The 25,631-nt window shown below is 38.9% G+C and carries 19 protein-coding genes; all 19 read left to right on the plus strand.

Annotated elements, in window-relative coordinates; all coding sequences use genetic code 11:
• Positions 1-160 precede the first annotated feature (160 nt).
• The 19 genes from tssB (at position 161) to H4J59_RS01875 (ending at position 25,600) form a co-directional block, all read left to right on the plus strand.
• On the plus strand, positions 161-652 hold the full coding sequence (gene tssB / locus H4J59_RS01785) for a type VI secretion system contractile sheath small subunit (protein ID WP_182236308.1): 492 nt from the start codon (positions 161-163) through the stop codon (positions 650-652).
• Between the two features lie 30 nt (positions 653-682).
• The gene (tssC, locus tag H4J59_RS01790) at positions 683-2,140 is read left to right on the plus strand and encodes a type VI secretion system contractile sheath large subunit (protein WP_182236310.1); all 1,458 of its coding nucleotides are present in this window, start codon (positions 683-685) and stop codon (positions 2,138-2,140) included.
• 62 nt (positions 2,141-2,202) lie between these two features.
• Positions 2,203-2,748 (plus strand): type VI secretion system tube protein TssD, encoded by a 546-nt coding sequence (gene tssD, locus H4J59_RS01795; protein ID WP_182236312.1) that lies wholly within the window; start codon positions 2,203-2,205, stop codon positions 2,746-2,748.
• A gap of 81 nt (positions 2,749-2,829) precedes the next feature.
• A complete protein-coding gene (locus tag H4J59_RS01800; RefSeq protein ID WP_182236314.1) occupies positions 2,830-3,546 on the plus strand; it encodes a type VI secretion lipoprotein TssJ in 717 nt (238 codons plus the stop codon).
• A 60-nt stretch (positions 3,547-3,606) separates the two neighbouring features.
• Entirely contained in the window at positions 3,607-4,998 is a 1,392-nt protein-coding gene (gene tssK / locus H4J59_RS01805) for a type VI secretion system baseplate subunit TssK (protein ID WP_182236316.1), read from the plus strand.
• 4 nt (positions 4,999-5,002) lie between these two features.
• A complete protein-coding gene (locus H4J59_RS01810) occupies positions 5,003-5,665 on the plus strand; it encodes a DotU family type IV/VI secretion system protein (RefSeq protein ID WP_182236318.1) in 663 nt (220 codons plus the stop codon).
• Positions 5,666-5,705: 40 nt separating this feature from the next.
• On the plus strand, positions 5,706-9,200 hold the full coding sequence (locus tag H4J59_RS01815) for a type VI secretion protein IcmF/TssM N-terminal domain-containing protein (RefSeq protein ID WP_182236320.1): 3,495 nt from the start codon (positions 5,706-5,708) through the stop codon (positions 9,198-9,200).
• On the plus strand, positions 9,197-10,945 hold the full coding sequence (gene tssC, locus H4J59_RS01820; protein WP_182236322.1) for a type VI secretion system contractile sheath large subunit: 1,749 nt from the start codon (positions 9,197-9,199) through the stop codon (positions 10,943-10,945). The genes H4J59_RS01815 and tssC (H4J59_RS01820) overlap by 4 nt, the downstream gene beginning before the upstream one ends.
• A gap of 9 nt (positions 10,946-10,954) precedes the next feature.
• Positions 10,955-11,443, plus strand: coding sequence for a type VI secretion system tube protein TssD (gene tssD / locus H4J59_RS01825; protein ID WP_182236324.1), 489 nt, complete (start codon positions 10,955-10,957; stop codon positions 11,441-11,443).
• 4 nt (positions 11,444-11,447) lie between these two features.
• Positions 11,448-11,873, plus strand: coding sequence for a type VI secretion system baseplate subunit TssE (gene tssE, locus H4J59_RS01830; protein WP_182236326.1), 426 nt, complete (start codon positions 11,448-11,450; stop codon positions 11,871-11,873).
• Between the two features lie 8 nt (positions 11,874-11,881).
• Positions 11,882-13,600: a type VI secretion system baseplate subunit TssF gene (tssF, locus tag H4J59_RS01835; protein WP_182236328.1), complete on the plus strand. Its 1,719-nt coding sequence runs from the start codon at positions 11,882-11,884 to the stop codon at positions 13,598-13,600.
• The gene (gene tssG, locus H4J59_RS01840) at positions 13,564-14,571 is read left to right on the plus strand and encodes a type VI secretion system baseplate subunit TssG (RefSeq protein WP_182236330.1); all 1,008 of its coding nucleotides are present in this window, start codon (positions 13,564-13,566) and stop codon (positions 14,569-14,571) included. The genes tssF and tssG overlap by 37 nt, the downstream gene beginning before the upstream one ends.
• Before the next feature lie 44 nt (positions 14,572-14,615).
• Positions 14,616-17,687: a type VI secretion system Vgr family protein gene (locus H4J59_RS01845; RefSeq protein WP_182236338.1), complete on the plus strand. Its 3,072-nt coding sequence runs from the start codon at positions 14,616-14,618 to the stop codon at positions 17,685-17,687.
• Positions 17,688-20,537: a DUF2169 domain-containing protein gene (locus tag H4J59_RS01850; protein WP_182236340.1), complete on the plus strand. Its 2,850-nt coding sequence runs from the start codon at positions 17,688-17,690 to the stop codon at positions 20,535-20,537. It begins immediately after the preceding gene.
• The gene (locus H4J59_RS01855; RefSeq protein WP_182236347.1) at positions 20,538-21,584 is read left to right on the plus strand and encodes a pentapeptide repeat-containing protein; all 1,047 of its coding nucleotides are present in this window, start codon (positions 20,538-20,540) and stop codon (positions 21,582-21,584) included. It abuts the gene before it with no gap.
• 111 nt (positions 21,585-21,695) lie between these two features.
• Positions 21,696-22,358, plus strand: a complete 663-nt coding sequence (locus H4J59_RS01860; RefSeq protein ID WP_182236349.1) for a DUF3540 domain-containing protein — start codon at positions 21,696-21,698, stop codon at positions 22,356-22,358.
• Between the two features lie 20 nt (positions 22,359-22,378).
• Positions 22,379-22,792 carry a DUF4150 domain-containing protein gene (locus H4J59_RS01865; protein ID WP_182236351.1) on the plus strand — a complete coding sequence of 138 codons (414 nt, stop codon included), beginning with the start codon at positions 22,379-22,381 and terminating at the stop codon, positions 22,790-22,792.
• Positions 22,793-22,838: 46 nt separating this feature from the next.
• Positions 22,839-24,161 carry a TAXI family TRAP transporter solute-binding subunit gene (locus H4J59_RS01870; protein ID WP_182236353.1) on the plus strand — a complete coding sequence of 441 codons (1,323 nt, stop codon included), beginning with the start codon at positions 22,839-22,841 and terminating at the stop codon, positions 24,159-24,161.
• Between the two features lie 20 nt (positions 24,162-24,181).
• Positions 24,182-25,600, plus strand: a complete 1,419-nt coding sequence (locus H4J59_RS01875) for a tetratricopeptide repeat protein (RefSeq protein WP_182236355.1) — start codon at positions 24,182-24,184, stop codon at positions 25,598-25,600.
• Positions 25,601-25,631: the final 31 nt, after the last annotated feature.

The following is a 25,631-nucleotide window of genomic DNA, read 5'->3' on the forward strand; positions in this document are numbered from 1 at the left end:
CTATTAGTGTATATACACTAATAGTATATATACACTAATAAGCAATAGTACATATACACTAATAAATAATAGTATATATGTACTAACAACACAAATAGTAGAGTTTAAAAACCGCTAGAACAACACAAATAGTAGAGTTTTAAACCGCTAGGGAGAGTTTATGAGTAAGAATAAAGGGGGCTCTGTAGCTCCGAAAGAAAGGGTTAATATATCCTATAAACCAGCTGTCGGTGATGCTTCTGTACAGATTGAATTACCAATGAAAGTTCTTGTGATGGGAGATTTTATGAATCGACCTGATGATAGAACTATCGAAGAAAGAGATCTTCTCAATGTAAATAAAAAGAACTTTGATGAAGTCATGTCTTCTATGGATTTGGATGTCACATTTAGTGTACCTAATCGTTTAACTGAAAATTCTGATGAAGAAATTGATATTCATTTAACTCCAAAATGTTTAAAGGATTTCTCGCCTGATAATCTTGTTGCTCAAATTCCAGAGCTTAAAAAAGTAATGGAATTAAGAGCGGCATTGAAAGCATTAAAAGGGCCTATAGGTAATATACCTAAAATGCGTAAGAGTATACAGTCAATGATTTCTGATGAATCAATTCGTGAACGTTTGATTCAAGAAATCAACCCAGAAAAATAGCCATTTTTTTAGCAGTTTTAAGGATTAGTTATGACGACAACCACAAAAGAATCTGTTATTGAAGGCACATTAGTTGACCAGATTCTCGGTTTTACCAAAATTTCACAAAATGACGAAAGCTATCCTGTTGTTAAGCAGGGTGTTGAAGTTTTATTAAAAGAAGTACTTCACCGAGATCAGGCCACTGTTCGTGTCGATAAATCATTCGTTGACTCTTTACTAGAAGAATTAGACCAACGCATAAGCGACCAAATGGATGAAATTCTCCATAATGAACAGTTTAAAATGGTTGAAACCCCATGGACCAGTTTAAGCTTTTTAATTAATCGCACTGACTTTTCACAAAATATTAAAGTGGAAATTTTAAATGCAACTAAAGACGATTTAATTGAAGATTTTGAAGATGCACCTGAAGTAACACAAACAGGCTTATATAACAGTATTTATACTGATGAATATGGGCAATTTGGTGGTGAACCTTTTGGTGTCATTATTGGTGATTATCAATTCGGTCACAAAGGACCAGATATCGAACTCATGAAAAATTTGAGTGCGATTTCGGCCATGACGCATGCACCCTTTATTTCTTCTGCAAGTAATGAGTTTTTTGGCATTGACGACTATGAAGATTTACCAACGTTAAAAGAGTTGGAATCTATTTTTGAGGGTGCGCAATATACTAAATGGCGTAAGCTTCGTGAATGTGATGATTCTAGATATTTAGGATTAACTTTACCTAATTTCATGCTTCGTCCAACTTACGGTGAAGACATCATCGTTAGATCTTTTGATTATCAAGAAACAATTAACAATAAACAGGATTACTTGTGGGGTAACGCAGCCTACGCCTACGCTAGCCGCTTAGTTGATAGTTTTGCCCAATTTAGATGGTGTCCAAATGTTATTGGTCCTCAATCTGGTGGTGCAGTTGAAGATCTACCTATTCACGTGGTTGATGTTGACGGAACTGACGAAATACGTGGTCCAGTAGAAGTTGTTATTTCAGATCGTAAAGAATATGAATTAGCTGAATTAGGCTTTATTCCGTTATCTCTGCGTAAAGGTGGCGATCATGCGGTATTTTTCTCATCAAACTCTATCCAAGAAGCACTTAAGTTTGGTAATGATGAGGAAGGTAAAATAGCTGAAATGAACTTTCGTTTAGGCACACAATTACCTTACTTATTTATTGTATGTCGTTTAGCTCATTATATTAAAGTTTTACAGCGTGAAAACTTAGGTAGTTGGAAAACTCGAGCAGATCTTGAAACTGAATTAAACAAGTGGCTACGTCGCTATGTTGCTGACCAAGAGAATCCATCTCCGGCAACACGCAGTTCACGACCACTTCGTAGAGCTGAGTTAACAGTTTCGGAAGTGAAAGGTGAGGCAGGTTGGTACACAGTTTCAATGAACGTAACACCACACTTTAAATTTATGGGTGCTAACTTTACTTTATCTTTAAGTGGTATGTTGGATCGTTCTTAATGCATTAAGCCCTGTAGGGTTTAGTTAAGAAAATAGTGAATTAATTATTAAGGAAGTTAAAAATGGCTAATGAAATATACGTAACAATTGAAGATGCAGAAGGTAATAACCTTACAGAAGGCGCTTCTTCTAAAGAAAGTATTGGTTCATATTATAAAGAAGAGCATCTAGATAAAATATTTGTACAAGCATTTGAACAAAAAAGTATTTTACCAATTGACCGCCGTAATGGTCAAGTCACGGGTGTGAGACGACATGAATACTTTGAAATAACTAAGCTTATTGATAAAAGTAGCCCAATACTTTCTCAATTATTATCGCAACCTACAGACCTTGTTGTACATGTAGAGTTTTATCGCTCTCCAGATGAAACAAGTGCTGGTGAACAAGTGCGTTACTACGAACTGAAATTAGCAGAAGCGAAGTTAATTAGTATTGAAACTGTTTCACCTAATGCTATGGATCCAGCAAATGATAACTTTATGGCAACAGAAAAAATACAATTTAGCTTTAATGCTATAGCTTGGAAGCATGATATTTGTGGTACTGAGTGTGTAGATTCATCATCAAATGGTGAAAACATAGATTTAGTTGCATTCGACGACTAATGATATGTCGCCCACTAAATTTTTTTAGTGGGCGTACTTTTATTGAGAAGCTAAAAATTTACACTGGAAAAATAATAACATATGAATAAGTTCTCATTAGGTTTATTGATTGCATTAGCGCTGGGTGTATTAGGTTGCGAAAGTTTGCCAGGTGACTGGAATGTAACAGCTGAATGGAATGCAACAATCGAAGAACAGCCGCCTATTAGTGTTGATAATGCTCAGCTTTCCAATAATGATTGGATATGGCAAGACAAATCAAATCGCTGGATTTATCGAGAATCAGATGAAGTTGAAAATGAATACGCAACATGGGATTTTGATCCCGAAGCCATAGTTTTCAGATTTTCAGCACCACAGCAACTAAATATGCATATGGGCAAACCGCACAGCCTTTTTTTAAAAGTTTATCAATTATCAAATTTAAAGGCATTTAAAGGTATAGCAGAAACGCCTGCGGGAATTCGAGATCTGCTCTCTCTTGAAGAAATAGATACAAGCATTATTTCAACCCATGAGTTAACAATTTCACCCAATTCAGCCGATACATTAGTGATAGATCGCTTTAAAGAAACGCGATTTATCGCCATTGTTACAGGGTATTATCAAATGAAGCCTGAAGGTAGTGTTCGCATTTTTGAAATACCTTCTGTCGCTAATAGATATGAAGCATTAAACATGACGTTAAATGATTTCATTCCATTTGGCAGTAAAGAACTAAGTGAAGCTTCAAGAATTAAAGCTTGGGTTAATTTAGGTGTAACAAAAATAGCAAGGCTTCAAATGTTGGCCCAATAGCAACAAAATAAAGTCTTGAAATAAAATAAAAACTAACCTATTAGAGTTAAAGGGATACTAGTGAACTTTCAAAAACCACTACTATGGCACCAAGGCCTGTTTTTGCAGCCGCAGCATTTTCAATATGAGTCTTTACATTCAGCTCAAGTCACCGCTCAGTATATGCGTCAGATTTCTAATTATCCTTGGGGTTTTTCTCACCTCCAATTAGATGAAACAGCATTAACTAGGGGGCAAATAGATATTCAAGAAATGGAAGTGCTTTTTGAAGATGGTACTTTAGTTGAGTATCCTGCTAACGCACATTTACAGCCCAGAAATTTTGATGCGAAATGGATCGATAGAAATACCCCATTAAAGGTCTATATAGGCTTAAGTAAAGTGAGTCATAGTAAAGGCAATGTAACTGTTGTGCCTCATTTTGATAGCGCCCCTATTATTAATACGCGTTATATAGCGGAAGTCGAGGGAGAAGAATATAAAGACTTTCATCAAGGTGAATTATCGACACATTTAAGAACAATGAAGTACGCGATAAACCTTTTATTGGGGGATGAAGCAGAGGCTACCAATAATGATATTCTGATACATATCGCTACGCTTGAGCAAAAAGATGAAGAAATAAAGTTTTGTCCAAATTACATAACACCTTGTACCGCAATCAAAGCATCAACAGTATTAATGAGTACGCTTAAAAATATTCGTGATGAACTGGTGGGTCGTTCAAAACAATTAGAAAAATATAAAAGCATATCAACATCGCGTGCTGCAGAGTTTAATCCTGTCGCTGAAAGATACCGGTCTGCTTTAAAAGTATTAGCTAGCTATGCACCGAGCATTAATCACCACTTAGAAAATAGCTGTGCGCATCCTGTTGATATATATGGAATTTTACGCAGCCTGATTGGAGAGTTAAGTACCTTTTCAACCAAAGTTAACCTGTTAGGTGAATCGGCTGATACTAATCTTAAGCTGCCAAAATATCAACATAAAGCACTTGCAGACTGCTTTAGTAGCGCGAAAGAGTTAATCATTACTTTATTAGATGAATTAACCGTAAGCCCCGAATTATTGGTTCGTTTTGAGAAAGAAGATGTAGGTAGGTTCAGTGTTAATTTACCAGGAGAGTTTTTTACCAAGCAAAATAGTATGTATTTAGTGTTAGAAACCAACACACCTTATAATGAATTTAATACTGATTTTAATAGCTTTGCAAAACTAGGTGCTGATAGTCAAGTAAATACCTATGTAGATCGTGCTATTCCTGGTCTGACTTTTGAACATTTTTCTGAACAGCCCACAGGTTTAGAACATCGAGCGAAAGTGACTTATTTCACCATTGATCGCGATAGTGACAAATGGAAAATGGTACAAGAACAAGGTAAATTCGCTCTTCATTGGGATGATGCACCAGAAGACCTTATGGTTGAAATGGTATTAGTCAGAGGCTGATAAGATGAGATTAATAGATTGTTTTACAACAAGTTTTGGGTATACGTTAGATGTTATTACTCAAGCTGAAAATGGCACGCACAACGAGCTTAATTCTGTACAAAGCCATATCATTAGTTTGCTTGATTCATTAAAAGGTACAGCAACAGATGGAGGCTATTCTGAAAAGCAATATCAACTAGCGCTTTTTGCTGCAGTCGCTTTTATTGATGAAAAATTGGTAAGTTCATGCTGGGATAAGAGAAAAGAGTGGTCTAAAAAACTGTTACAAAAAAGGTATTTTGACACTTCAAATGCGGGTGTAGATTTTTTTTCCAAGCTAGATCGACTAAACCCTTTTAACCCCGCAGAACGAGATATTAGAGAGGTTTATTTTTATAGTTTATCGCTCGGTTTTGCGGGTAAGTTTTACGGAGAAGGATCTCAGTCAGCCTTATCTACCATAAAGCTAGATAACTATCAGCTATTAGTAGATGCAGAAGCGTTATCGGATAATGTACTCTTTCCAAACGCATTTGCACGTAAAAAAACAGAAGGTAAAGTCCACTTAGGTAAAGATTTTTCTAGCTTACTCTATGGTGGCCCAATTTTAGTATTGGTAATAAGTTTCTTCTATTTTAAGAAGGAGCTAATGGATTTAGCAAACTTCTTGGTTATTTCAGTTTAAGCTGAAATGTATATTCAACAAACAAATATAAGTAATCGCCGTGAAAAAATTTCTTAAATTTCTATTAATTGTATTTATTTGGCTCTTAATTTCCGTGGCTATCATCGGGGGGGGGCTATTAGCTGGCTTAGAGCTTAACGTTAGCTTAATCATCTTGGGTAGTATATTTGTAGGATGGATTGCTTTTCTGCTTATTCGTAAAATTGTTATTAATTATCGCGCTAAAAAGAAAGTGGAAGGATTAATTTCTGTCGAAGAATCTGAAAAATCTAGCAGCAATTTCAATTTTTCCTTTGCAAAAACACCGTTGACGAATAACTTTGTCAGTATGACTAAATTACTTAAAAAGAGTTATTTAAAAGTACACGGTGATCCAATGTATGTTTTACCTTGGTATTTAATGATAGGGAAAAATGGCAGTGGTAAAACAGAGCTACTGAAAAATGCGAATTTATTATCACCAACCATTGATAAAAAATCATTAATAAATACCGACTGTGGCCTTAATTGGTGTTTATACAACCAAGCGATCATTCTTGATACGCCAGGTGAGTTTTTAGCAACAGACAGTGCCGCCAATAGAAATGGGGAATGGTTAGAATTATTAGGTCTATTAAAGAAGCATCGTCCTAAAGAGCCCGTAAATGGCGTAATCGTTACCTTATCTATGGATGATTTATTGGCAGATAATAGTCAAAAACTTATAGAATTAGGGATAGAAGCACGCAAAAGCATTGAGCAATTAATGCAGCAATTGCATGTTCAAGTGCCAGTGTACGTAATAGTCACACAGACCGATAAATTAGCCGGTGTTGAAGAATGGGTAAGTAGCTTAAACCGAGAATTACTCACCAGCCCAATAGGTGAAATCAATAACGATGACTTACCGGTTCTTAACTTTATTCATGAAGCTGTTAGCAACATTTCTGAACGATTAAAGCAATTATTACTGTCAGCAATTCGGGAAGATAGCGTTAGCGCAAGTTTATTATTACTACCCACAAAACTGGAGAAAATCGAGCGTCATATAGCGACTTTTTCTGAAAGTTTATTTCAAACAAACCCATATCAAAAAACACCATTTTTCCGTGGTATATATTTTGTAGGAGACGGTGCGAATACCAAGCATGAACTTGTAGGCAAAGAAAAGGGTATTTTTTCTAACAAAATTTTCACTGAAATTATTCCAAATGAACGCGATATGATCAGTTCTTTAATTAGCTCTGAGAAAGTTGCTAGAACTAAACGACTAGGTAAAACATTTGCGTGGAATGCAACTTTCGCAGCGGTAATATTTTCACTTTACTATATTTATAACTCAGATGTATCAACATTAGATAAAGTCATAAATGAAAACGCAGGAAATTTTGAAGAATCTGCCGAATTACCCAGTAACATTTCAGCAATGTATAAATACCGAAGTATGGTCAATTCATTGCAGTCAAATGCTTGGGTACCTTGGTTTGGTTTGTCAGGTACACCAGAATTTATTGGCAAGCTAGAAGGTATGTTTGCGGAACGCGTTCAAGCTAGGCTAGTAGAAAAAACAGATCAAGTATTTGTTAAAGAACTTGCCAACATTTTCACCCGAGATACGGATGTTTCAGAAGAAAAAATTGTTGCCTATATCAGTACGCTCGTTCGCCGTATTAACATTATAGATGCTTATATGGATGGTGAATCTAATGACACATTAGCGACCATGCCAGCACCTTATAGCTATAGTGATGCTGATTTTTTTGGTATTCAAGACTCCTCAGTTGTTGACCAACTTAATACGCTTTATTTGCAGTCATTAGCGTGGTCAACCGATAAAGCTATGCTCCGTCAAGAAGTATTATTTTTAGATGAGCAACTCAACGATATTCTTGTTAAAAGTAAAGACTTGGCAAAATGGCTTATTCCATGGGCAAATAAAGTCGCTAAAAGTAGTGAAGTGAGGCTTTCTGATTACTGGTCTGTCGGCACGGGTGCTATCAACGAAGATACTATTATTGCCGGTGCTTATACCGTTAAAGGAAAAGAAGTTATTGATGATTTCATCACGCAAATTAAAGCAACTCAGCGTTATGATGATTTTCTTGCGAAGATATTACCTGGCTTTGAAGAACAATATAAAAAAATATACTTTGATAACTGGGAGCACTTTGCTGAAACCTTTGATAATGGTTCACAAAAGCTGAATAACCGTAGTGAATGGTTAACGATTGTAAATAATCTAGCGACGGGGCGTAATTTGTTTTTTAATGCCATGCAGTTAGTTAGTGATCAAATAGCGCCATATAAAGATGATCCGCAGTTACCAGCTTGGGGTGGGTTGTTGTTCTTTTATCAAGAAATGCTTGCTTATGCACCTGAAGAAAAAACAGACGGTAATAGCAAAATGATTAATAAGATGGCTTTAAAATTAGTCGGTAAAGCTGGCCCCTTAGGTAAAGCCTTGGCTAAATCTGGCAAAAAAGGTTTAAAAGCTAAAAAGAAAATGAACAAAGGTGGTGGCCCAACGGTTGATGAACGACAAATGCGACTCGAGGAAGCAGGGAAATTATTAGGTGACTACCGCTTAGCATTAACTAATTTTGTCTATAGCGCTGAAGTTCGCTCTGTATCGTATGACGCTATTTCTGGCTTGTATATGAATCCTGACAATCCGGCGGAAGGCGAAAGTAATTTATCAATGGCTTATACCAGCTTGAAAAAATTACAAGCGATTATCGGGAAAGAAAATAACGAAAATGAATCTTTTTGGAAGTTGTATTCGGGGGGAATTCATTTTATGCAAGATTACATGATGTCTGAATCATCATGTAAGTTACAAGATACTTGGACTAATGAATTCTTAACAAATCTTGAGGGTGTAGCTGAATATAAATTACCAGGGCTTGCTTTTGGTGCAGAAGGGTTGTTATGGCCATTCCTTGAAAATCAATTAGCCCCTTTTGTTAGTGAGCGTTTTGGTGCAGGTTATGTAGCCAGTAAAGTGGGGCAAATACCTTATCCCATTAGTAGCGAATTTCTTGAGTTTGCAGCAAGAGCTAAAGATGGAAAACAAGCCAAACAAGCGGTTTACCCCGTACATTTGGCAACATTACCCTCAAGCACTAACTTAGACAGCAAATATGTTATTAAAGAAACGTCTATCGAAATGCAATGTGCATCAGGTTCGACGGCATTAGTGAATAAAAACTTTGCTAATAGCGAGTTATTCGAATGGACAGAGTCATGCAGTAAAGTCAATTTAGTGATCAATATTGGTCGTTTTAGATTAGAGCATGCTTATGATGGCGAACTTGGCTTTCCTAACTTCTTAGCTGACTTTAAAACAGGACAAAAACGTTTTACCCCAGATGATTTTCCAAGAGAAAGTGATCGATTGAGAGAGGCGGGTATCAGCTTTATGGATATTAAATACCGTATTGATGGCCAAAACTCTCTATTGCAAGCACTTAAAAGTAAACAAATTGCTATACCAAGGGAAATTGCAGGTTGTTGGCCAGATAATCAAAGTTCGTTATCAGCATCAATAGTCCAATGATAGATTTCGAAAATAACTTATTGTGGGATCAATTTAAATTCAGTTATCAATCTCTTGAAGAAAACAAAGAGATTGAACTGCCATTTAAACTGTTGATACTAGGCGACTTTAGCAATGCTGACAGTGACCGCGAGATAGAGTCACTGAAACCAACGGCTATTGATCTCAATAATTTTGATAAAGTCATCAAAAGTCATAAAGTTAATATCAGTTTAGATATTGCGCTAGCAGACGATAATGGCCAAATCAACTACATTGATGTTGATATTGTCTTTCAATCGCTAAAGAGCTTTGAACCTGAACAACTTATTGAAAGTGTGCCTTATTTAATGGCGCATTTACAATTAATGGCTGATCTTAAATTACAGGTCGAGGCACAAGCCGTATTATCAGAAACACTAACAGCTCAAGAAAAAACATTACTAAAACAATGTGAAATAGATATTGATAACATCAATGAAGTCGAGTTGACCTTTGTTCTTTACGATATAAATGAACATATGTACAACATACTTGATGTGATTTTACATCACGAACAATTTCAAAAAATAGAAGGTATATGGCGTAATTTACATCAATTAGTCACTGTGGCACATAAGGTTGACAATGTTTTAATTGATATTTTAGATATTAGTCATGAACAATTAGAAGAAAACTTCATCGCAAACCGCGACATCAAAGAAAGTCTTCTTTTTGATATAGTTTACTTTCAAGAGTATGCACAATTTGGTGGTCAACCTTATACTGCGATGATTGCGGATTATGAGTTTGGCGCCGGCATTCAAGATCTGACTTTTTTAAGAACCATAGCGCGAATTTCAATATCGGCTCATGTGCCTTTTATTGGTGGTTTGTCACCACGCTTTTTTGGTAGTAGTGATTTTACCCAATTAACTAATATTAATGATATTGTTGAGCTGTCTTCATCAGCAAAGTACATTAAATGGCGGAATTTTCAACAAGAAATTAACTCGTCTTATGTGGGGTTAGCACTACCAAGAATAAGACTTCGCGCAGGTTATAAATATGGCTCAGGTATTTTAGGGCCTATGCCTTATGAAGAGAATACCCGTATTAATACCAAAAACGTTTTATTGGGAAATGCTTCGTTTGCGTACGCTCAATGCTTAATCACAAGCTTTGCTAAACATGGTATATGTAGTGATATTTGTGGTGTTGATGGCGGTAACATACAGTTAGCGAGTCAGCAAAATGGTATGAATGCTTTCCCAGATTACGCCGTTGAATGTGTCTTAACAGAACAAAAAATTCAACAATTAACTTCTTTAGGTTTATTGTCATTGTCAGTGAATAAGCGCACTAACAATATATTCTTCAATAGTGGTAATTCAGTGCGTTGGGGAAGTTTATCAATCCCTAATACGAGAACATCTGAACAAGTTTTAAATGCACAAGTGGAGGCGCAGTTAAGCTATTTATTTGTTATAGCGCGTATTGCTCATTATTTAAAAGTGGTTCAACGCGAAAGCATTGGTTCGTTAGTCAGTATTAGTGAAGTACAAATTGAACTTAACCGTTGGTTAAAGCAATACATATCAGATGTTGAAACCCCGGCACCTGGAGTGCGCAGCAGAAAACCACTCAAGAAAGCAGAAGTGATACTCGATAAAGCTAAACAAGATGGACACCACCAATTAAACTTAACTGTTACCCCCCACATGAAGTACATGGGGAACGATTTCGTTTTATCATTATCATTGTCTGCAAATGACTTAAAGCGATAAGGAAGTATTATGGCAATGCTCGGATTTCTAACCATCACTGGTACAGTACAAGGCGCGATTGAAGGTTCTTCTACCCATGAAATCAATATGGATGAAATTGAAATATTGAAATTTGACCACCAAGTCGAGGTGCCTAGCGGATCCTTGCAACAAGTCAGTGCAGGACAAACTATTCACGGTGGCATTAAAATTAACAAACTAAAAGATCGAAGCTCACCTAAACTTGCGCAGGCACTTTGTACAAGGGAAGTGTTATCTGAAGTTATATTTTCATGGTACCAGCATAGTAATACCGGTATCAGAGAGTTAGCGTATAAAGTAACACTAAAAAATGCCCTTCTTACCAAGATTAATAGTTGGTCGCCGCATTTTTTTGAAAATAATGAAAACGAATTCAGGATCATGGAAGATGTTGTCTTTAGTTATGAGCACATTCTGTGGAGCTGGGGTAATGAAAGCGAAGTAGAATATGAAATTACCGCCAAAGGAGCGCAATAATCTGATGGAATCGTTAAGGCTACTCGGCAAATTAAGTGCGTATGACTTATCCGACGATCAGCGCAGACAACAGCAGTCGCAAGATTTAACGCTGAATTCTATTCGTAAGTATATAACAAACTTGCTCAACACTACTCGTGGCAGTGTGCCAATAGATCCAAATTTTGGCGTTCCAAATTTTTCCAGTGGGCCAGGTAGTGCTCAGGCAATGCCAGCTGAAAAAGTAGCAAAAATAATTTTAGAACAAATAAAAAATTACGAACCGCGCATATATGACACTAAAGTCGAAGTTGGCAATAGTTCAGCCGACAATTTGTCAATGGGGATATCTATTTTTGCTAATATCATCTCAGATGAAAAAAAGCGGATGATAACTATTAGTGGTTTATTGCTTGCCGATGGCAGCTTTACTTTTGATTTGATAGGTTAGGTTATATTGTGTTAACTGATTATTACAAACAAGAAATTCGATTGCTCAAAGAAATTGCAGAAGATTTTGCGCAAGACAATCCGTCGTTAAATAAAGCCGTGATGAGTCTCAATACTGATCCAGACACCAGCCGAATATTACAAGGTGTTGCTTTTTTAACGGCCAATATTCGCCAAGAATTAGACAGCCAATTTCCCAAGCTTTTATTGAGCTTAGCGCAAATTGTTTGCCCGCAATATATTCGTCCCATGGCAAGTGCAACGATTATGGCGTTTGAACCCAAACCAAGTGTCGCCAAACCCCTTGAAATTAGTGCCAACACTTATATTGACTCAAAAGAAACTGAGCAAGGTATTGCTCGCTTTAGAACCACAGAAAGCATCACCTTACTGCCGATTAAATTAACAAACGTCAGTAGTGCTGATCAAAAAGGCACGAGTGGTGTCACCATAAAGTTGTCTTTTGATCTCATTAATCAAACGCTTGACCAACTCGACTTTGACAAAGTCAGGTTCTACTTAGGCGGAGAATATAGCGATGCAAGCGACATGTATTCACTGTTACTGAATCAACTCACCGGCATTCGAATAAAAGCCAATGGTGAAAGCTACCTTGCACCAAGTAACCTAGTGGCAACGGGGTTTGAACCCTCGCAAAGTTTGTACCCACAACCCAAAGGTATGATGCCCGCGTTTGATTTGCTACAACAATATTTTCTTTTTCCGCAGAAATTTTTATTTGTCGAACTCAACCTCAAACAATGGTTAAGTCGTGGTGTGGGTAGCTCATTTGAACTCTATTTTGATTGTAAAAAACCAAATTATGCGTTGCCTAAATTAAACCGCGATCACTTCGTCTTACATGCAACGCCTGCCGTTAATCTATTTGAACAAGACGCTCAAGCAGTACTGATTAACCCAGACAACGAAGAGTACCAGTTACTACCAAACGACGAAACGCAGCAGCAAATATATTCGGTTGAGCAGGTCGAAAGTAATGCCCGTGGTATGGACGCACCGCGTAATTATCAATTGTTTGGTGGTTTTTATTCCCCCAATAATACCGACGCTGTCTACGAATTACACTACCAACAAAGTAGTAAGAAAAATTCGCCCGATGTTTATTTAAAGCTCGCTTTTCCACCAAACAACCCAGTTAATAAAAACGAAATACTAAAAGCCAAGTTGGTTTGTAGTAATAGCCAAGCAAGTGAAAAACTACTACCCGGTGATATTTGCATTGCCACTTCGAATACACCCGAACTGGCCACGTTTAAAAATGTCATTGCTCCAACAAAAGCGAGAAACATTCCGTTTGACGGTGACATGTTATGGCAATTAATTTCACACCTATCGTTGAATTATTTATCCATAACCGACCATACAACCCTACAAGCAGTATTGCGCCAATATATAGCACCAGACAACCGTGATAAAAGCGGACGCTTAGTCAATGAAAAGAAAATAGCCGCCATTAGCAATGTCGCAGTAAAAGCAGGTGAAAGCCTGTTAGATAAAGCCTTTGTCCATGGCCAAAATATTACCGTCACCCTTAAATCAGAAAATTTTGAATGTATAGGCGACAAATACCTTTTTGGTAGCGTGTTAGATCGATTTTTTGCCGGAACAGCCGCAATTAATGTGTATAGCGAACTAACTTTTGAAGATTTTTTTAGCGGAGAATGCCAACAATGGCCAGCCAAAATCGGCAACCGACCGCTGCAATAGAGCAAGCGATACTGTCAGATGCATCGGCGTTTTCATTTAGTAAACTGATCACGCACCTTTATTGCATAGTCATAGCACAAGGCGAAGACCCAAGTAAAAAAATACGGGTTCGCCCAGCGCTCTCTATGGAACTTTCGCGCGCAGAAATTGTGAGTGTTAACAAATCGGAACAGGGGATCTATGAAGTAACCACCAACTTTTTAGGTTTGTACGGGGTGTCTTCACCCTTGCCTAATTTTTATACCGATGAACTCATCGCGCTTGAGCAAGAAGACCAAACGACCGCGCGTCGTTTTTTAGACATAATACATCAGCGGCTTTACCAGCTTTATGCACAAGCACAACAAAAATATAATGCCTTAAATGCCGTGGTTGAGCAGCAGCAAAGCATGTTTTCACAACTTTTACATACCCTAACGGGGAGTCGTGACGAAGCACTTAAAAAAGCGTTACCGGATCCAAACCAACTACTCACCTACATAGGTTTATTAAGCAGTAAACAGCGTTCGGCTCAAGGGTTAACTACCTTACTTTCAGGCTTTTTAAATGGCATAAAAATCAGTGTAGAAGAATGCGTCGAACGAGTTGTCAGCATTCCTGAAAAATATTTAACCTGTCTGGGAGTAAACGGCTGTGAGTTAGGCAGTAGTGCCTTGTTGGGTGACCAGCTTAACGATCGTAATGCCAAAATAACCGTGCATTTAGGGCCGTTATCACAGCACGATTTTGACCATATAGTGAATGACAAAACCCAATGGGGTATTATCGAAAGTTTAATAAAAACCTACCTAGTGACGCCTTTGGAAGTGGATATTAAAATATCCTTACTTTCCGATGCAGCACAAGGGGTGTCGTTAGGGCAAAGTCAGTGGTGTCAACTTGGTTACGACACTTGGTTATTAAACCAACCAGCCAAGCAACAGGTAGAACAGCCAAGTAACTTGCTTGTAAGCACCTTAAACTTACAGTAACACTTTATTAACCGGTAACAGGCTACGTTAGCCAGAGATGAAATATGACCCAATTTATAGCATTTACCTTTGAGCACGCGGCGTTAACCGCCGACGACAAGATTAAAGTGATCAACTTTACCGGTAACGAAGGGATTTCTATACCCTATGAATTTCTTATAGAATTAAAATCTGACAATGCCGACCTTAACATCGACGATATATTAGATACCCAAGCCACTTTTACCATTAAGCTCGGCGACGACAGCCGTGTTATTCAAGGGCTTATTTCCCAGTTCGATGCCATTAAACAAGTCAATAATCACACCATTTATCGTGCCAAATTAGTACCCAAGTTATGGGAATTGTCGTTGTACCATACCAACGAAATATACCTGGATAAAACCGTGCCCGAAATTATTGAAATGGTGCTCAAAGAAGCGGGCTTTACCAGTGTCGACTACGACATTTCTGGCTTACAAGGCGAATACCGTAAATGGCCTTATAAATGCCAATACGGTGAAACCCATCTAGATTTTATCTCCCGTCTACTTGAGCGTGACGGTATTTATTACTACTTTAGTGAAGGTGAAATTGGCGAAAAAATAATTTTTTGTGACCATCTTCTAGACCAAGACGCTATTGCTACCCCCAATGTGCTGTATAGCCCCGTCAGTTCAATGGAAATAAATAACCTTGGCAATAACGTGCATAGCTTTATTAGCCAACAAAAACGTGTGCCTTATAAAGTCTTAGTGAAAGACTACAACGACGACTCTCCTACCGTCGATATTAAAGGCGAAGCGATAATCGACCCTAATGCTAACAAAAATAGCGAAGTGTATGTGTGGGGGCAAAATATTGAAACCACAGAAGAAGGGCAACAGTTAGCCACCATACGGGCAGAGGAAATAGGCGCAGGTAAAAAAACCTACCACGGCGAGAGCTCAGTTATTCGCTTACTTAGCGGTTTTAACTTCACCCTACAAGAGCATTTTCGCCAAACGTGTAACCAAGAATACTTACTGCTTACCATTAGTCATGAGGGCAGTGACCCTAGCGCATTAGATTTTAGCGATGACAACTCGCAGCAACAAAGTGTTTATGTTAATCAGTTCTCTGCTATTGCGAGCAGCGTCCAGTTTCGTTCACCGCAGCTAACCCCTCGCCCCGAAATTCACGGCACCCTCAATGCCTTTATCGACGCTGAAGGCGATGGCGAATATGCCGAGCTTGACGAAGAAGGCCGTTACCGTGTCACTATGCCGTTTGACCGGGTTAACCGCGATGGCGGCAAGTCTTCACATTGGCTACGCATGAGCCAGCCATTTGCTGGTGCAAATGCCGGCATGAGCTTTCCGATGCGCAAAGGCGGCGAAGTATTATTAACCTTTATTGGCGGCGATCCTGACCGCCCAGTGATCGCCGGCTCTATTCCTAATGCCGCCCAGCCCAGTATTAGTAACAGCGATAATCAAACCAATAGCATGATCCAAACTGCCTCTGGCAACAAAATTGAAATAGAAGATAAAAACGGCAAAAACCGCATTAAATTCCAAACCGGTGACAATAAAGCCTATATGCACTTAGGGGCAGCAAATCACCCAGGAGATGGTTTTGTGGTCATGTCTAACGGCATAGAGCGAAAAGAAATCGTCGGAGGTAAGCAAATTACTCTTATTGCCAGAGGGCAGATAGCGTCGTCAGACAAAGCAGCACTTAAAGATGCCGATTCTTCTCACAAATCGGGAAAATTGGTAGATAACAAGGATCTTATTGATGAACAGAGCTATTTTCAATTTCCAATAAAAAGCGAACATGGTGACGGGAAAGCGGCCAGACAGGATACATTCAATACCCTGACTATAGATAATAAACTTATGACTTTACCAGGTGATAAGCTGATGACAAGAGAGATTGAATTATCAGGCTATTACCTTATAGATCGAACAATAGGTGATAAATATATTTTTGAACAGGGTAATGAATATCGCTTTAATTCGCCTGGCGATAAATGTTTCTCTTTTGGCGCCGATAGAGACGTAACTTTGTGTCAAGACGACAGTACTTTACGCGATGGAGAAACCTCCAATGGCGCTGAGGATAGTTACGATAAAACTGAGGCAACTCACATAAAATACAATCAAACTGTAAATAGTCAATTAGGTGAATATTTGTCGCATGAGCAAACTGAGGTTGATGCTGCAAGGCTGGTGTTAAGTTTACCAGACTTACTTACACGTAAGATGACTGGTTACCAAAGTTTCACTATAGGTCCTGATGGTAAGTATAAAAAGTTTGATCGTAACTTAACTGAGATAGAAGCTAATGATTTACTTGATAATAAAAGTCAAACTAGTGTAGCTAAACATAATACTTTTAATATTCAAGAAGGTAATATTTTTGATTTTGGTGGTTATTGGAATTACAACTTGGGAAATAGCTATGTAGAAAATCATGGCGATCAAAGTACAGAAGTTAATAGAATAGCCGATGAGGATGCGGCCGATGAAGCTGGGCCGCAGTGGCAAAAGATAACAGGCAAGGACGTTGAAATTGAGCGGGAAGGTACCGAAGCAGTAGAAAAAACCTACGCCAATTCATATGATTACACAAAGTGCGATAAGACAATTGAAATATCTGTAGTGGGCAAGGCTGAATCACAAACCTATGGAAAGACTTATGACTATCACTATGGTGATAGTTATGAAGAAATTCATGGTAATGCCACAAGTGTCTTTGGAAAGATCGGCGGTAGTAACTATACCAACGATCGCTATTATGGCCTTAAAGATGAAATGATGATGGGTGCTACTTCTTCGATGAGTTTAGCTGCTGCTAGTGATCTGTTTTTAGGGGCTAAAAGTGATATGTCTTTAGCTATTGCTAATAATGTATTTCTTGGGGCTATGACTGATGTGAATATCAGTGCGAAGGCTGTATTGGAGATAGGACCCAAAGCAGAATTCGGGGCCGCGGAAGTGAAAGCTAAAGCAGCAGCCATTGAAGCTAAAATAAATGCAATATGCACCAGGGTTAATACTATTAATAGTGCATTAAATTGTATTGCCAGTGGGGTTGTAAGTATTGATAACTATCCCATGTTAATAAGCCCCGCAGGATTAAAGTTACTATAGATGCAAATTATTAAACCCCTACAACTCGCTGTGCTGCATAAGTCTTTTACTTATTTGGAAAAAGATGTATTTGCTGTCTCTATCCCTATTGCCTTCTCAATGGTAGACGGCGAAATTTTACTCGAGCAAAAACTCTGGGAAATGGTCGGCGAGCAAATCGGCGACGATATTTTTGATGCTGCTATGCCTAAAACCTGCGGTGAAGTATTAGTCGCTGGTGATTTTATTGCCCCACATAATAAATCCGTTGCCGCGGGCTCGGTGCATTTAAAAATTTCACGCCAAGACCAGCACGGGCAATGGCAGGCACAAGTCGACAAAGAGTTGGCGGTGTTTGGCGACCGTCGCTGGTATAAATTATTGGGGGCGGGCATTGGCATTAGCTCGGCTGAGCCCTTCAGTAGCTTGACCATCAACTATTCAAACGCCTATGGTGGCGAAGGCTATGCCTTTAACCCCGAAGGTAAAGGCTTTAAAACAGTTGAAACGGAATTGGGCGAACGGCAATTTTTACCGAATATTGAATATAAAAATAACTTACTGACTTCAAGCTCTAAACAAGCAGCGCCCGCGAGTTTTGGCCGCATCGACATTATGTGGCAACAACGCTTGTCGCTTGCTGGCACCTACGACCAAGCTTACTTGGATAACCAAATGCCCGGTCTCGCCAACGACATTGACTGGTTATATTTTAACGATGCTGCCCAGGACCAATGGCTGAAGGGTTTCTTTCAAGGTGATGAGCATTTTTACATTAGTCATATGCATGCTCAGCATCAAACCCTATCTGGCACCTTGCCCGCCATTTATGGTCGCGCTTTTGTTAACCAAAGTGTACCGGTAAAAGACGAACAGCAACAACTGACTGGCGATTATCAAACTGAGTTTACCGAGATAAAAACCAAGTTAGACACACTATGGTTATTCCCTAATGCGGCCGTGGGGGTAATGATCTATCGCGGTACTATCGAAGGTTATAGTGATGATGGTTGTGATATTAGCGCGCTATTACTGGCCTGTGAAAATCGTAGTGATACGCCCCGCTCTTTAGCACATTATCAAGACCAACTGACCAAAAGGTTAGACCCTGAGCACGGCTATAAATATGCCTTGTTTAGCTCACCATTAATCGCAGAGGGCATGAGTTGCGGCTTTAAACAAATTCAAGACGAATATGACTTTCCCCTTGAAATGCTCGGTAAAGCCAATATGGACGAATTTGCTAAGGCTAAAACAGCCGAAGCTATGTTACAAGTTGACGATGCTAAACAGCAAATTATTGAGCAGTGTAAGGCCGCAGGGGTCGACCCAACCCCTTATATTGATAAAATAAATAACCCTGAAAAAGCACCAGAGCAGTTAAAAATAGAAGCGCTAATGGAAAAAATGGCCCCAGGCATGGTGACCGACCCAGAAAATATTGATATTTTTAATATCGATTTATCTGTCATGGACGAAATAAAAGCCTATACAGAAGAGATGGCCGAACAGAAAAAAGCAGAGGCGAAAGCACAAGTTAAAGCCGAAGCTATTAAATTAAAAACCATGCCCGATGCGCATTTATTTATCGATGCGATTGCGAAAATGGAAAAAGCCGTTATCGAGATAGATCTACCCCCGATGTGGCCACGTACTGATATATCTGGGCAATTGCTCGAGATAAAAAAACAAGTAGCAAACGCAACTAAGCAAATTGAAGTATTACGCGAGCAAGGCGTACCTGAAGAACAATTGCCTAACATTGCTCTTGATATTGAGAATATTGAAGCGAAACTGTTAGACGCTGAAGTACGTTTAAAAGAAACCTATGCCATGGGCGCACATTTAATGCCAACGAGTCGCTCACCACACCCAGAGCAAGAAGTCGCTTTAAAAACCGAGTTTCTACAAAAACTCAATCAAGGTGAGTCTTTAGTTAACGGTGATTATGCTTGTATTGATTTAAGCGGAGAAAACTTAGCGGGTATTGATTTAACCGGCTGTTATCTTGAAGGGGTGAACTTTACTGATTGTGATTTAACCAAGGCGAATTTAACCGGCGCTATTTTAGCCGGAGCCAATTTAACCAATGCCAATTTAACTCAAGCAAATTGCGCTGGCGCCAATATTGGCGCTGCCAATTTAACCGATGCAGACTTGAGCGAGGCAAATTTAACCAAAGGGCAACTCGGCGGTTCAAATTTAACCCGTACCAAGCTGATGCGCTGCGACATGGCCGAGCTTAACTTTTTAGACACCACGTTTGAACAAACCGTTTTTGATGGCGCTGTGCTCAAACAATGTAATTTTATTAACCCTGTATTTAACCACTGCTCGTTTATCGGCAGTGATTTAAGCCAAGTGAACATGGTGAAACCCATTCTAGTGCAAGCAAACTTTAGCCAAGCAACCTTAGACGGCGCAAATTTTGTTGAAGCACAAGCTAACGACAGTAACTTTAGCCAAGCACAAATGATCAACAGCCGTTTTGTTGGCGGTTGTCAGTTAAATAACAGTAACTTTACTGGCGCCAACTTAAGCCAGTCTTGTTTACGTGAAAACCAGTTAAACGAGTGTGACTTCTCTAACGCACAATTAGCCGAGGCAGACTTCAGTGGCGCAGAGCTAGCCAATAGTAAGTTTGTTGGGGCAAAGGCGTACCGCACGCAATTTCATAAATCGCAGTGTAAAAATGCCGATATGCGCCAACTTAATTTAATGGAAGGCTCCTTATATAAAGCTTATTTAGTGGGCGCTAAATTTGATGGCGCCAACTTATATTGCGTTAACTTTCTCGATTGTACCTTAGGCGATAATAGCTATAAAGACGCGAATCTTGACCAAACCATTTTAAAAGATTGGCGGCCATAAATGTTAAAACATGAATTAGAACAAGCGGTAAAAGGCGGCGAACCATTAATTAATGAGCAAGATTTATCAAACGGTGATTATCAACAGGCTGATTTAGGCGGTGGTACTTTTCAAGCGGTAAATTTTACCAATGCCAACTTAACTGGGGCAAAGCTTAAAGAATGTAACTTTATTAATTGTACCTTTACCAATGCTAAATTAGATAATGCCAATTTAATTCTTGCCAACTTTATTGAACCTAATGGCGAAGGTATTAGTATAAAGGGCTGTGATTTACGACTGGCCAATTTTATTGATGCTAATTTTGCTCAGGCCGACTTATCCAATGCCAATTTAGAGAACACCAGTTTTATCAACCCCAAGCTTAACACGGCAAAATTTATCGGCGCTAAGTTAAACCAGAGTTCATTTATTAATGGCGATTTAACCGCTTGTGATTTTTCAAAAGCTGATGTGTTTCGTGCCAATTTTATTGAATGCAAAGTAAAAGGCATTGTATTTACCGACGCAAAACTTGAACTGCCCTTTTTTATGAAAGCCGATTTTACCGATTACGACTTTACCAAACTAAAAATGATCAAACCCCAGTTTCAAGAAAGTATTTTAGTGGGGGCCAACTTTAGCCATATGGACATTAGCCAAGCGGGCTTTATGTCGGCAGATTTAAGCCAAGCAAATTTTTCTCATGCGCTTGCCAAACAAGCGAATTTTATTAAAGCGACCTTACACCAAGCGAATTTTGAAAATGCAAAAATGCTCCAAGCGTTACTGCAAGAGGCGATATTAACTAAGGTTAATTTTACCAATGTTTATGCCGAGCAAACGCTGATGGTGAAAACCGATTGTACCGGCGGTGTATTTACCGGGGCAGACTTTACCTATGCTGATTTTAGCCATGCGATATTAACCGAGGCTGATTTTACCAATGTAAACTTATTTACCACTAATTTACACGAAATTATTGAAGAGAAAACCAATTGGCGAAATGCCAGCAGGCACCTTGCTAAAGAAACTGATGAAACCAAGAAAAAAGCAGAAAAATGGTAGTTAGCAGCACATAGCTAGCAGTAAAGAGTTAGCACTACAGTAGCTAAATGAGCAGGGGTAAACAACAAACCTTTGCCGAGAAAATAAATTGCGACCAAGGGAGAAATAACCATGGCAAATGTATTACCAATAAAGCAACAAGCAACAGCAAAAAATGCAACAGAAAACGAGTTGGCGATAATTCAAGGCGGTTTTGGCACTGATTACATGGTGTTATCTGAGCGCGGTGTTTTTCGCGCAAGTAAAGCCTACAGCTGTTTAGTGCAACCCATGCTGGGTGACAAGGTGCTAATCAGTAATATTAGTGGCAATGAACACTATATTTTAGCAATAATTGAACGCCCCGAGACCAACAACATGACCCTTGCCTTTCCGGGAGATGTTGCCTTAGAGGCAAAAGTGGGCGCTATTAACTTAGTTGCTACTGAGCAAATATCATTAACGAGCGCGTCAAAAACCCAACTCACCTCAAGCGAAATTGGCGTTACTACCGCGAAAATGAACATTCAAGCCAACGAGTGTTCAGTGATGGGCGATAAAGCAGTAAGCCAGTGGCGCGAAGTTAACTCGTTTAGCAGTGCGATGAATTTAGTCACCGAGCGTTTAACGCAACGCATTAAAAATAGTTTTAAAACCGTTGAAGGGCTAGATCAACAAACTAGCTTGAATTTTTTACAAACGATTGGCAAAACCCTCTCTATTCGTTCGCGCGATGCAGTTATAACGGCAAGAAAAGACGTTAAAATTGACGGCGAACGAATTCATATGGGTTAACAATAGCACAAGGAAATAAAATGGTTTTTGCGACTACACAAATGGGCAGTATGAGTATGGCTATGCCTGATGTTTGTTTAACCCCGATACCTTCACCGGCCGGGCCTATTCCAGTGCCAATTCCTTACCCTAATATATCAATGTCTACTATGGGTATTCCGTCACAGTTCACAGTACTGACTTTGGCTATGCCCAATCATAATATGATGACCATTACCCCAATGAGCACAGGTGACTCTACTGGGGCCATGATGAACCCGTTGTCCGGCATGATGATGGGGCCACAAAAGCAATTGCTAGGGAGTGTTAAAACCTTTATGGGCGGTTTACCTTCCAATAAAATGCTAGGCTTGTCTGGACAAAATGGTATGATGCCCGGCGCTTTTGGCGTTACCTTGACACCATCTCAGGTTAAGTTAATGATTTTAGCTTAATCAACCTATTGAATATTTTTCAAAACCTTACTAAAGGAAGTATAAGATGCGATTTTATCAGATCCGTCCATTTATAAATTGGAGTTTGATGTTAGCCGCTATCGCTGGTGTTATTTATATTGGTTATTTACAAAGTAACCATAGTAATATCATGCGCATAGCAACGGGTGAAAGAGGTAGCTACTTGTACTCAGTGGGTAATAACTTAAAACAAGCCATTGAGAAACACAGTGATTACAAAGTAGAGTTAATTGTCAGTAAAGACTCTGCTTTTAATCGTGGAGCCGTGCAGGGTGGTGCAGCTGACATCGCTATTTTATCTCCTGCGGTAGCTGACATGACTAACTTAGTGGTGATTGCTCCTATCGCTAAAAATTATCTACATGTTGTGGTTAAAATAGACAGTCATATCAATAGTATCAATGATTTGGTTGGACACAAGATTTCATTAGGGATCTTAGAAAGTGACCACCGTATCAATGCCCTTAAGCTGCTAGAGCATTATCGTATCGAAGTGCAAACATTAAGAAATAACCAATTGTCACATTTAGAGTTATTAGAAGGGCGTGACCTTGATGGCGCTATTATTACCAGTAGCACTAATGATACTTATTTGCGTAAATTAATGGCCAGTGGTAATTTTAAATTATTAGATACTACCGCCTCAGAAGCTATTGCCAGTACTTCACCTTATTTAGAAAGTGATTTATTACATGCCGGCATGTACCCCTCACCGATAGGGCCATTACCACGAGAATGGATAGGTATGGTCAAGACAGATTCAATCATAGTGACTAGAGCAGATGCCTCGAATGGCTTGGTAGAAACGGTGATACAAACGCTATTAACGAAAGAATTAACCGAGCAATACCCTTTAGTGAATGAATGGGTGAAAAAAACAGGTGGTCAGTGGCCAAGCTTAACAACGCATCAAGCAGCAAAACATGTATACAACCCTTATGGTGCGGTAAAAGCTAATATATTAGATACCTTACTAAAGCTTTGGAATTATAAATGGATCATCTTGTGTCTTGTCGTGTTTTTATATGGCGCAAAATCACGTTGGAATGATTATCAGCAAGCGCGCACAGCCACTGAGCAAAATAACCGATTACAACGTATTCAGAAGTTACTCGAAGATATTAACCAACTAGATCAACAACAAGCAGATACCAAAGATTATCGTTTGTTAATGCGTCGTCTGTCTGAGGTACGCAAAATCAAACAAGAAGGGATCATTGTTGCGACCGAACATGGTATGAGTAACAGCCAAATTTTTATTGCCTTTTTACAGCAATGTGACCATGTCATTAGAGATATTCAATGGAAACTGTCTATTGGGTTGTCTGACAGCGCGCAAGTCGCGTAATTATAAATAAGTAGTAATATATGAAAATTAACAATATAGCTTGTTTAATGATTACTGCCTTGGTTAGCTCAACACTTTCAGGTTGTGCTAATTTATGGTGGCAAAGTGATACATCAAGCACGAGTGAAAATGCACCTGAAAGGGTCGTTCAATCAACCGATGGCTTTATAGATGTATTGCCTGACTTTGAAATGCTTGACCCTTTATATGACCTAGGTTTTGAGGGTGACTTTGATAAAGGGCTCGCTGCTTTTAACGACGAAAGATACAGTGATGCCTTAGTTGAATGGTATCCACTGGCTAAAGACAATGACCCTATAGCCGAATATCAAATAGGTGTTATGTACCTCAATGGTCTGGGGATGCCGGTTGATTTCAGGCAAGGGGCCATTTGGCTGCAACGTAGTGCCAGCAAAGATTATGCCCAAGCGCAATTTGAATTAGGTAAACTTTATATTGCCGGACAGCGAATTGAACAAAATTATGATCAAGGCATACGTTGGTTACTGTCTGCAGCAAGGCAATCTCATGCCGGTGCTCAATTTAACCTCGGTTTGTTGTACGAAAGTGGTTCGGTACCCTTATCGTCTGATTTAATGGCGGTATACACGGAATCTAATTCACCTGAGCTTAATTTACAACAAGCCTTTAAATGGTATAGCTTATCGGCAGAGCAAGGGCATGGAGCCGCACAAAATAATTTAGCAGCACTGTACCTACGGGGTAAAGGTGTAGAACAAAATAATGAATTAGCCTTTAAATGGTATACCGATGCGGCTAATCAAGAAGTGATTGATGCACAATATAATTTAGGTTTGCTTAATGAACAAGGGATTGGCACCTTGCTCAATTTAGAAGAAGCTTTGTTTTGGCACAGTAAGGCGGCTAACCAAGGTTATTTTCCTTCTCAACAGCGTTTGCCCTTTTTAGAGCAACAAATAGAAACTTTCGATAATTCTCTTATTTTATACGGAACCACTTTAGCTATCACTACGCGTGATGCTATGCGTGCAAAGCTTAAAAGTAATGCGGCAACCACCTTACGTGAACGAGATCATTATTGGTTTGATATTTATGAATCGTCTAAATTATTAGATAAAACGGATAGGTTGTTTGTGGGGTACAGCTTGCAAACAGATCAAATAGCTTCTTTAGAGTATCGCTTTCCCTCGCAAAATGACCCAAGTTTTGTGCTGTCGATTATTGAAATGATCACTAAAAAGTATGGAACACCCCTTGATAGACAAGGTGATTTAAACTTTGGAAAAGTACAGTTTAGTTGGGAAATAAAAGACACGCGCATAAACGTTACACGTTATTGGCCAGATACAACGGTTTACCTTTCCTATCAAATTGGGAAAAGTTATCATAATATGATCAAAGAAATGCCAGACAATGCTGAAGAGCTTATCTATAACATGACATTTGAAACGTATTAAAAAGCATTTGAAACGTATTAAAAAGCATTTG

This window comes from Colwellia sp. MB02u-10, assembly GCF_014077185.1.
GTDB lineage: Bacteria > Pseudomonadota > Gammaproteobacteria > Enterobacterales > Alteromonadaceae > Cognaticolwellia.

Coding starts and splice junctions, on each gene's coding strand:
- H4J59_RS01875 (WP_182236355.1), top strand. CDS start 24,182: ATGAAAATTAACAATATAGCTTGTTTAATGATTACTGCCTTGGTTAGC.
- tssD (WP_182236324.1), top strand. CDS start 10,955: ATGGCAATGCTCGGATTTCTAACCATCACTGGTACAGTACAAGGCGCG.
- H4J59_RS01810 (WP_182236318.1), top strand. CDS start 5,003: ATGAGATTAATAGATTGTTTTACAACAAGTTTTGGGTATACGTTAGAT.
- tssB (WP_182236308.1), top strand. CDS start 161: ATGAGTAAGAATAAAGGGGGCTCTGTAGCTCCGAAAGAAAGGGTTAAT.
- H4J59_RS01800 (WP_182236314.1), top strand. CDS start 2,830: ATGAATAAGTTCTCATTAGGTTTATTGATTGCATTAGCGCTGGGTGTA.
- tssE (WP_182236326.1), top strand. CDS start 11,448: ATGGAATCGTTAAGGCTACTCGGCAAATTAAGTGCGTATGACTTATCC.
- H4J59_RS01845 (WP_182236338.1), top strand. CDS start 14,616: ATGACCCAATTTATAGCATTTACCTTTGAGCACGCGGCGTTAACCGCC.
- H4J59_RS01870 (WP_182236353.1), top strand. CDS start 22,839: ATGCGATTTTATCAGATCCGTCCATTTATAAATTGGAGTTTGATGTTA.
- tssD (WP_182236312.1), top strand. CDS start 2,203: ATGGCTAATGAAATATACGTAACAATTGAAGATGCAGAAGGTAATAAC.
- tssC (WP_182236322.1), top strand. CDS start 9,197: ATGATAGATTTCGAAAATAACTTATTGTGGGATCAATTTAAATTCAGT.
- H4J59_RS01850 (WP_182236340.1), top strand. CDS start 17,688: ATGCAAATTATTAAACCCCTACAACTCGCTGTGCTGCATAAGTCTTTT.
- tssG (WP_182236330.1), top strand. CDS start 13,564: ATGGCCAGCCAAAATCGGCAACCGACCGCTGCAATAGAGCAAGCGATA.
- H4J59_RS01865 (WP_182236351.1), top strand. CDS start 22,379: ATGGTTTTTGCGACTACACAAATGGGCAGTATGAGTATGGCTATGCCT.
- H4J59_RS01855 (WP_182236347.1), top strand. CDS start 20,538: ATGTTAAAACATGAATTAGAACAAGCGGTAAAAGGCGGCGAACCATTA.
- tssC (WP_182236310.1), top strand. CDS start 683: ATGACGACAACCACAAAAGAATCTGTTATTGAAGGCACATTAGTTGAC.
- H4J59_RS01860 (WP_182236349.1), top strand. CDS start 21,696: ATGGCAAATGTATTACCAATAAAGCAACAAGCAACAGCAAAAAATGCA.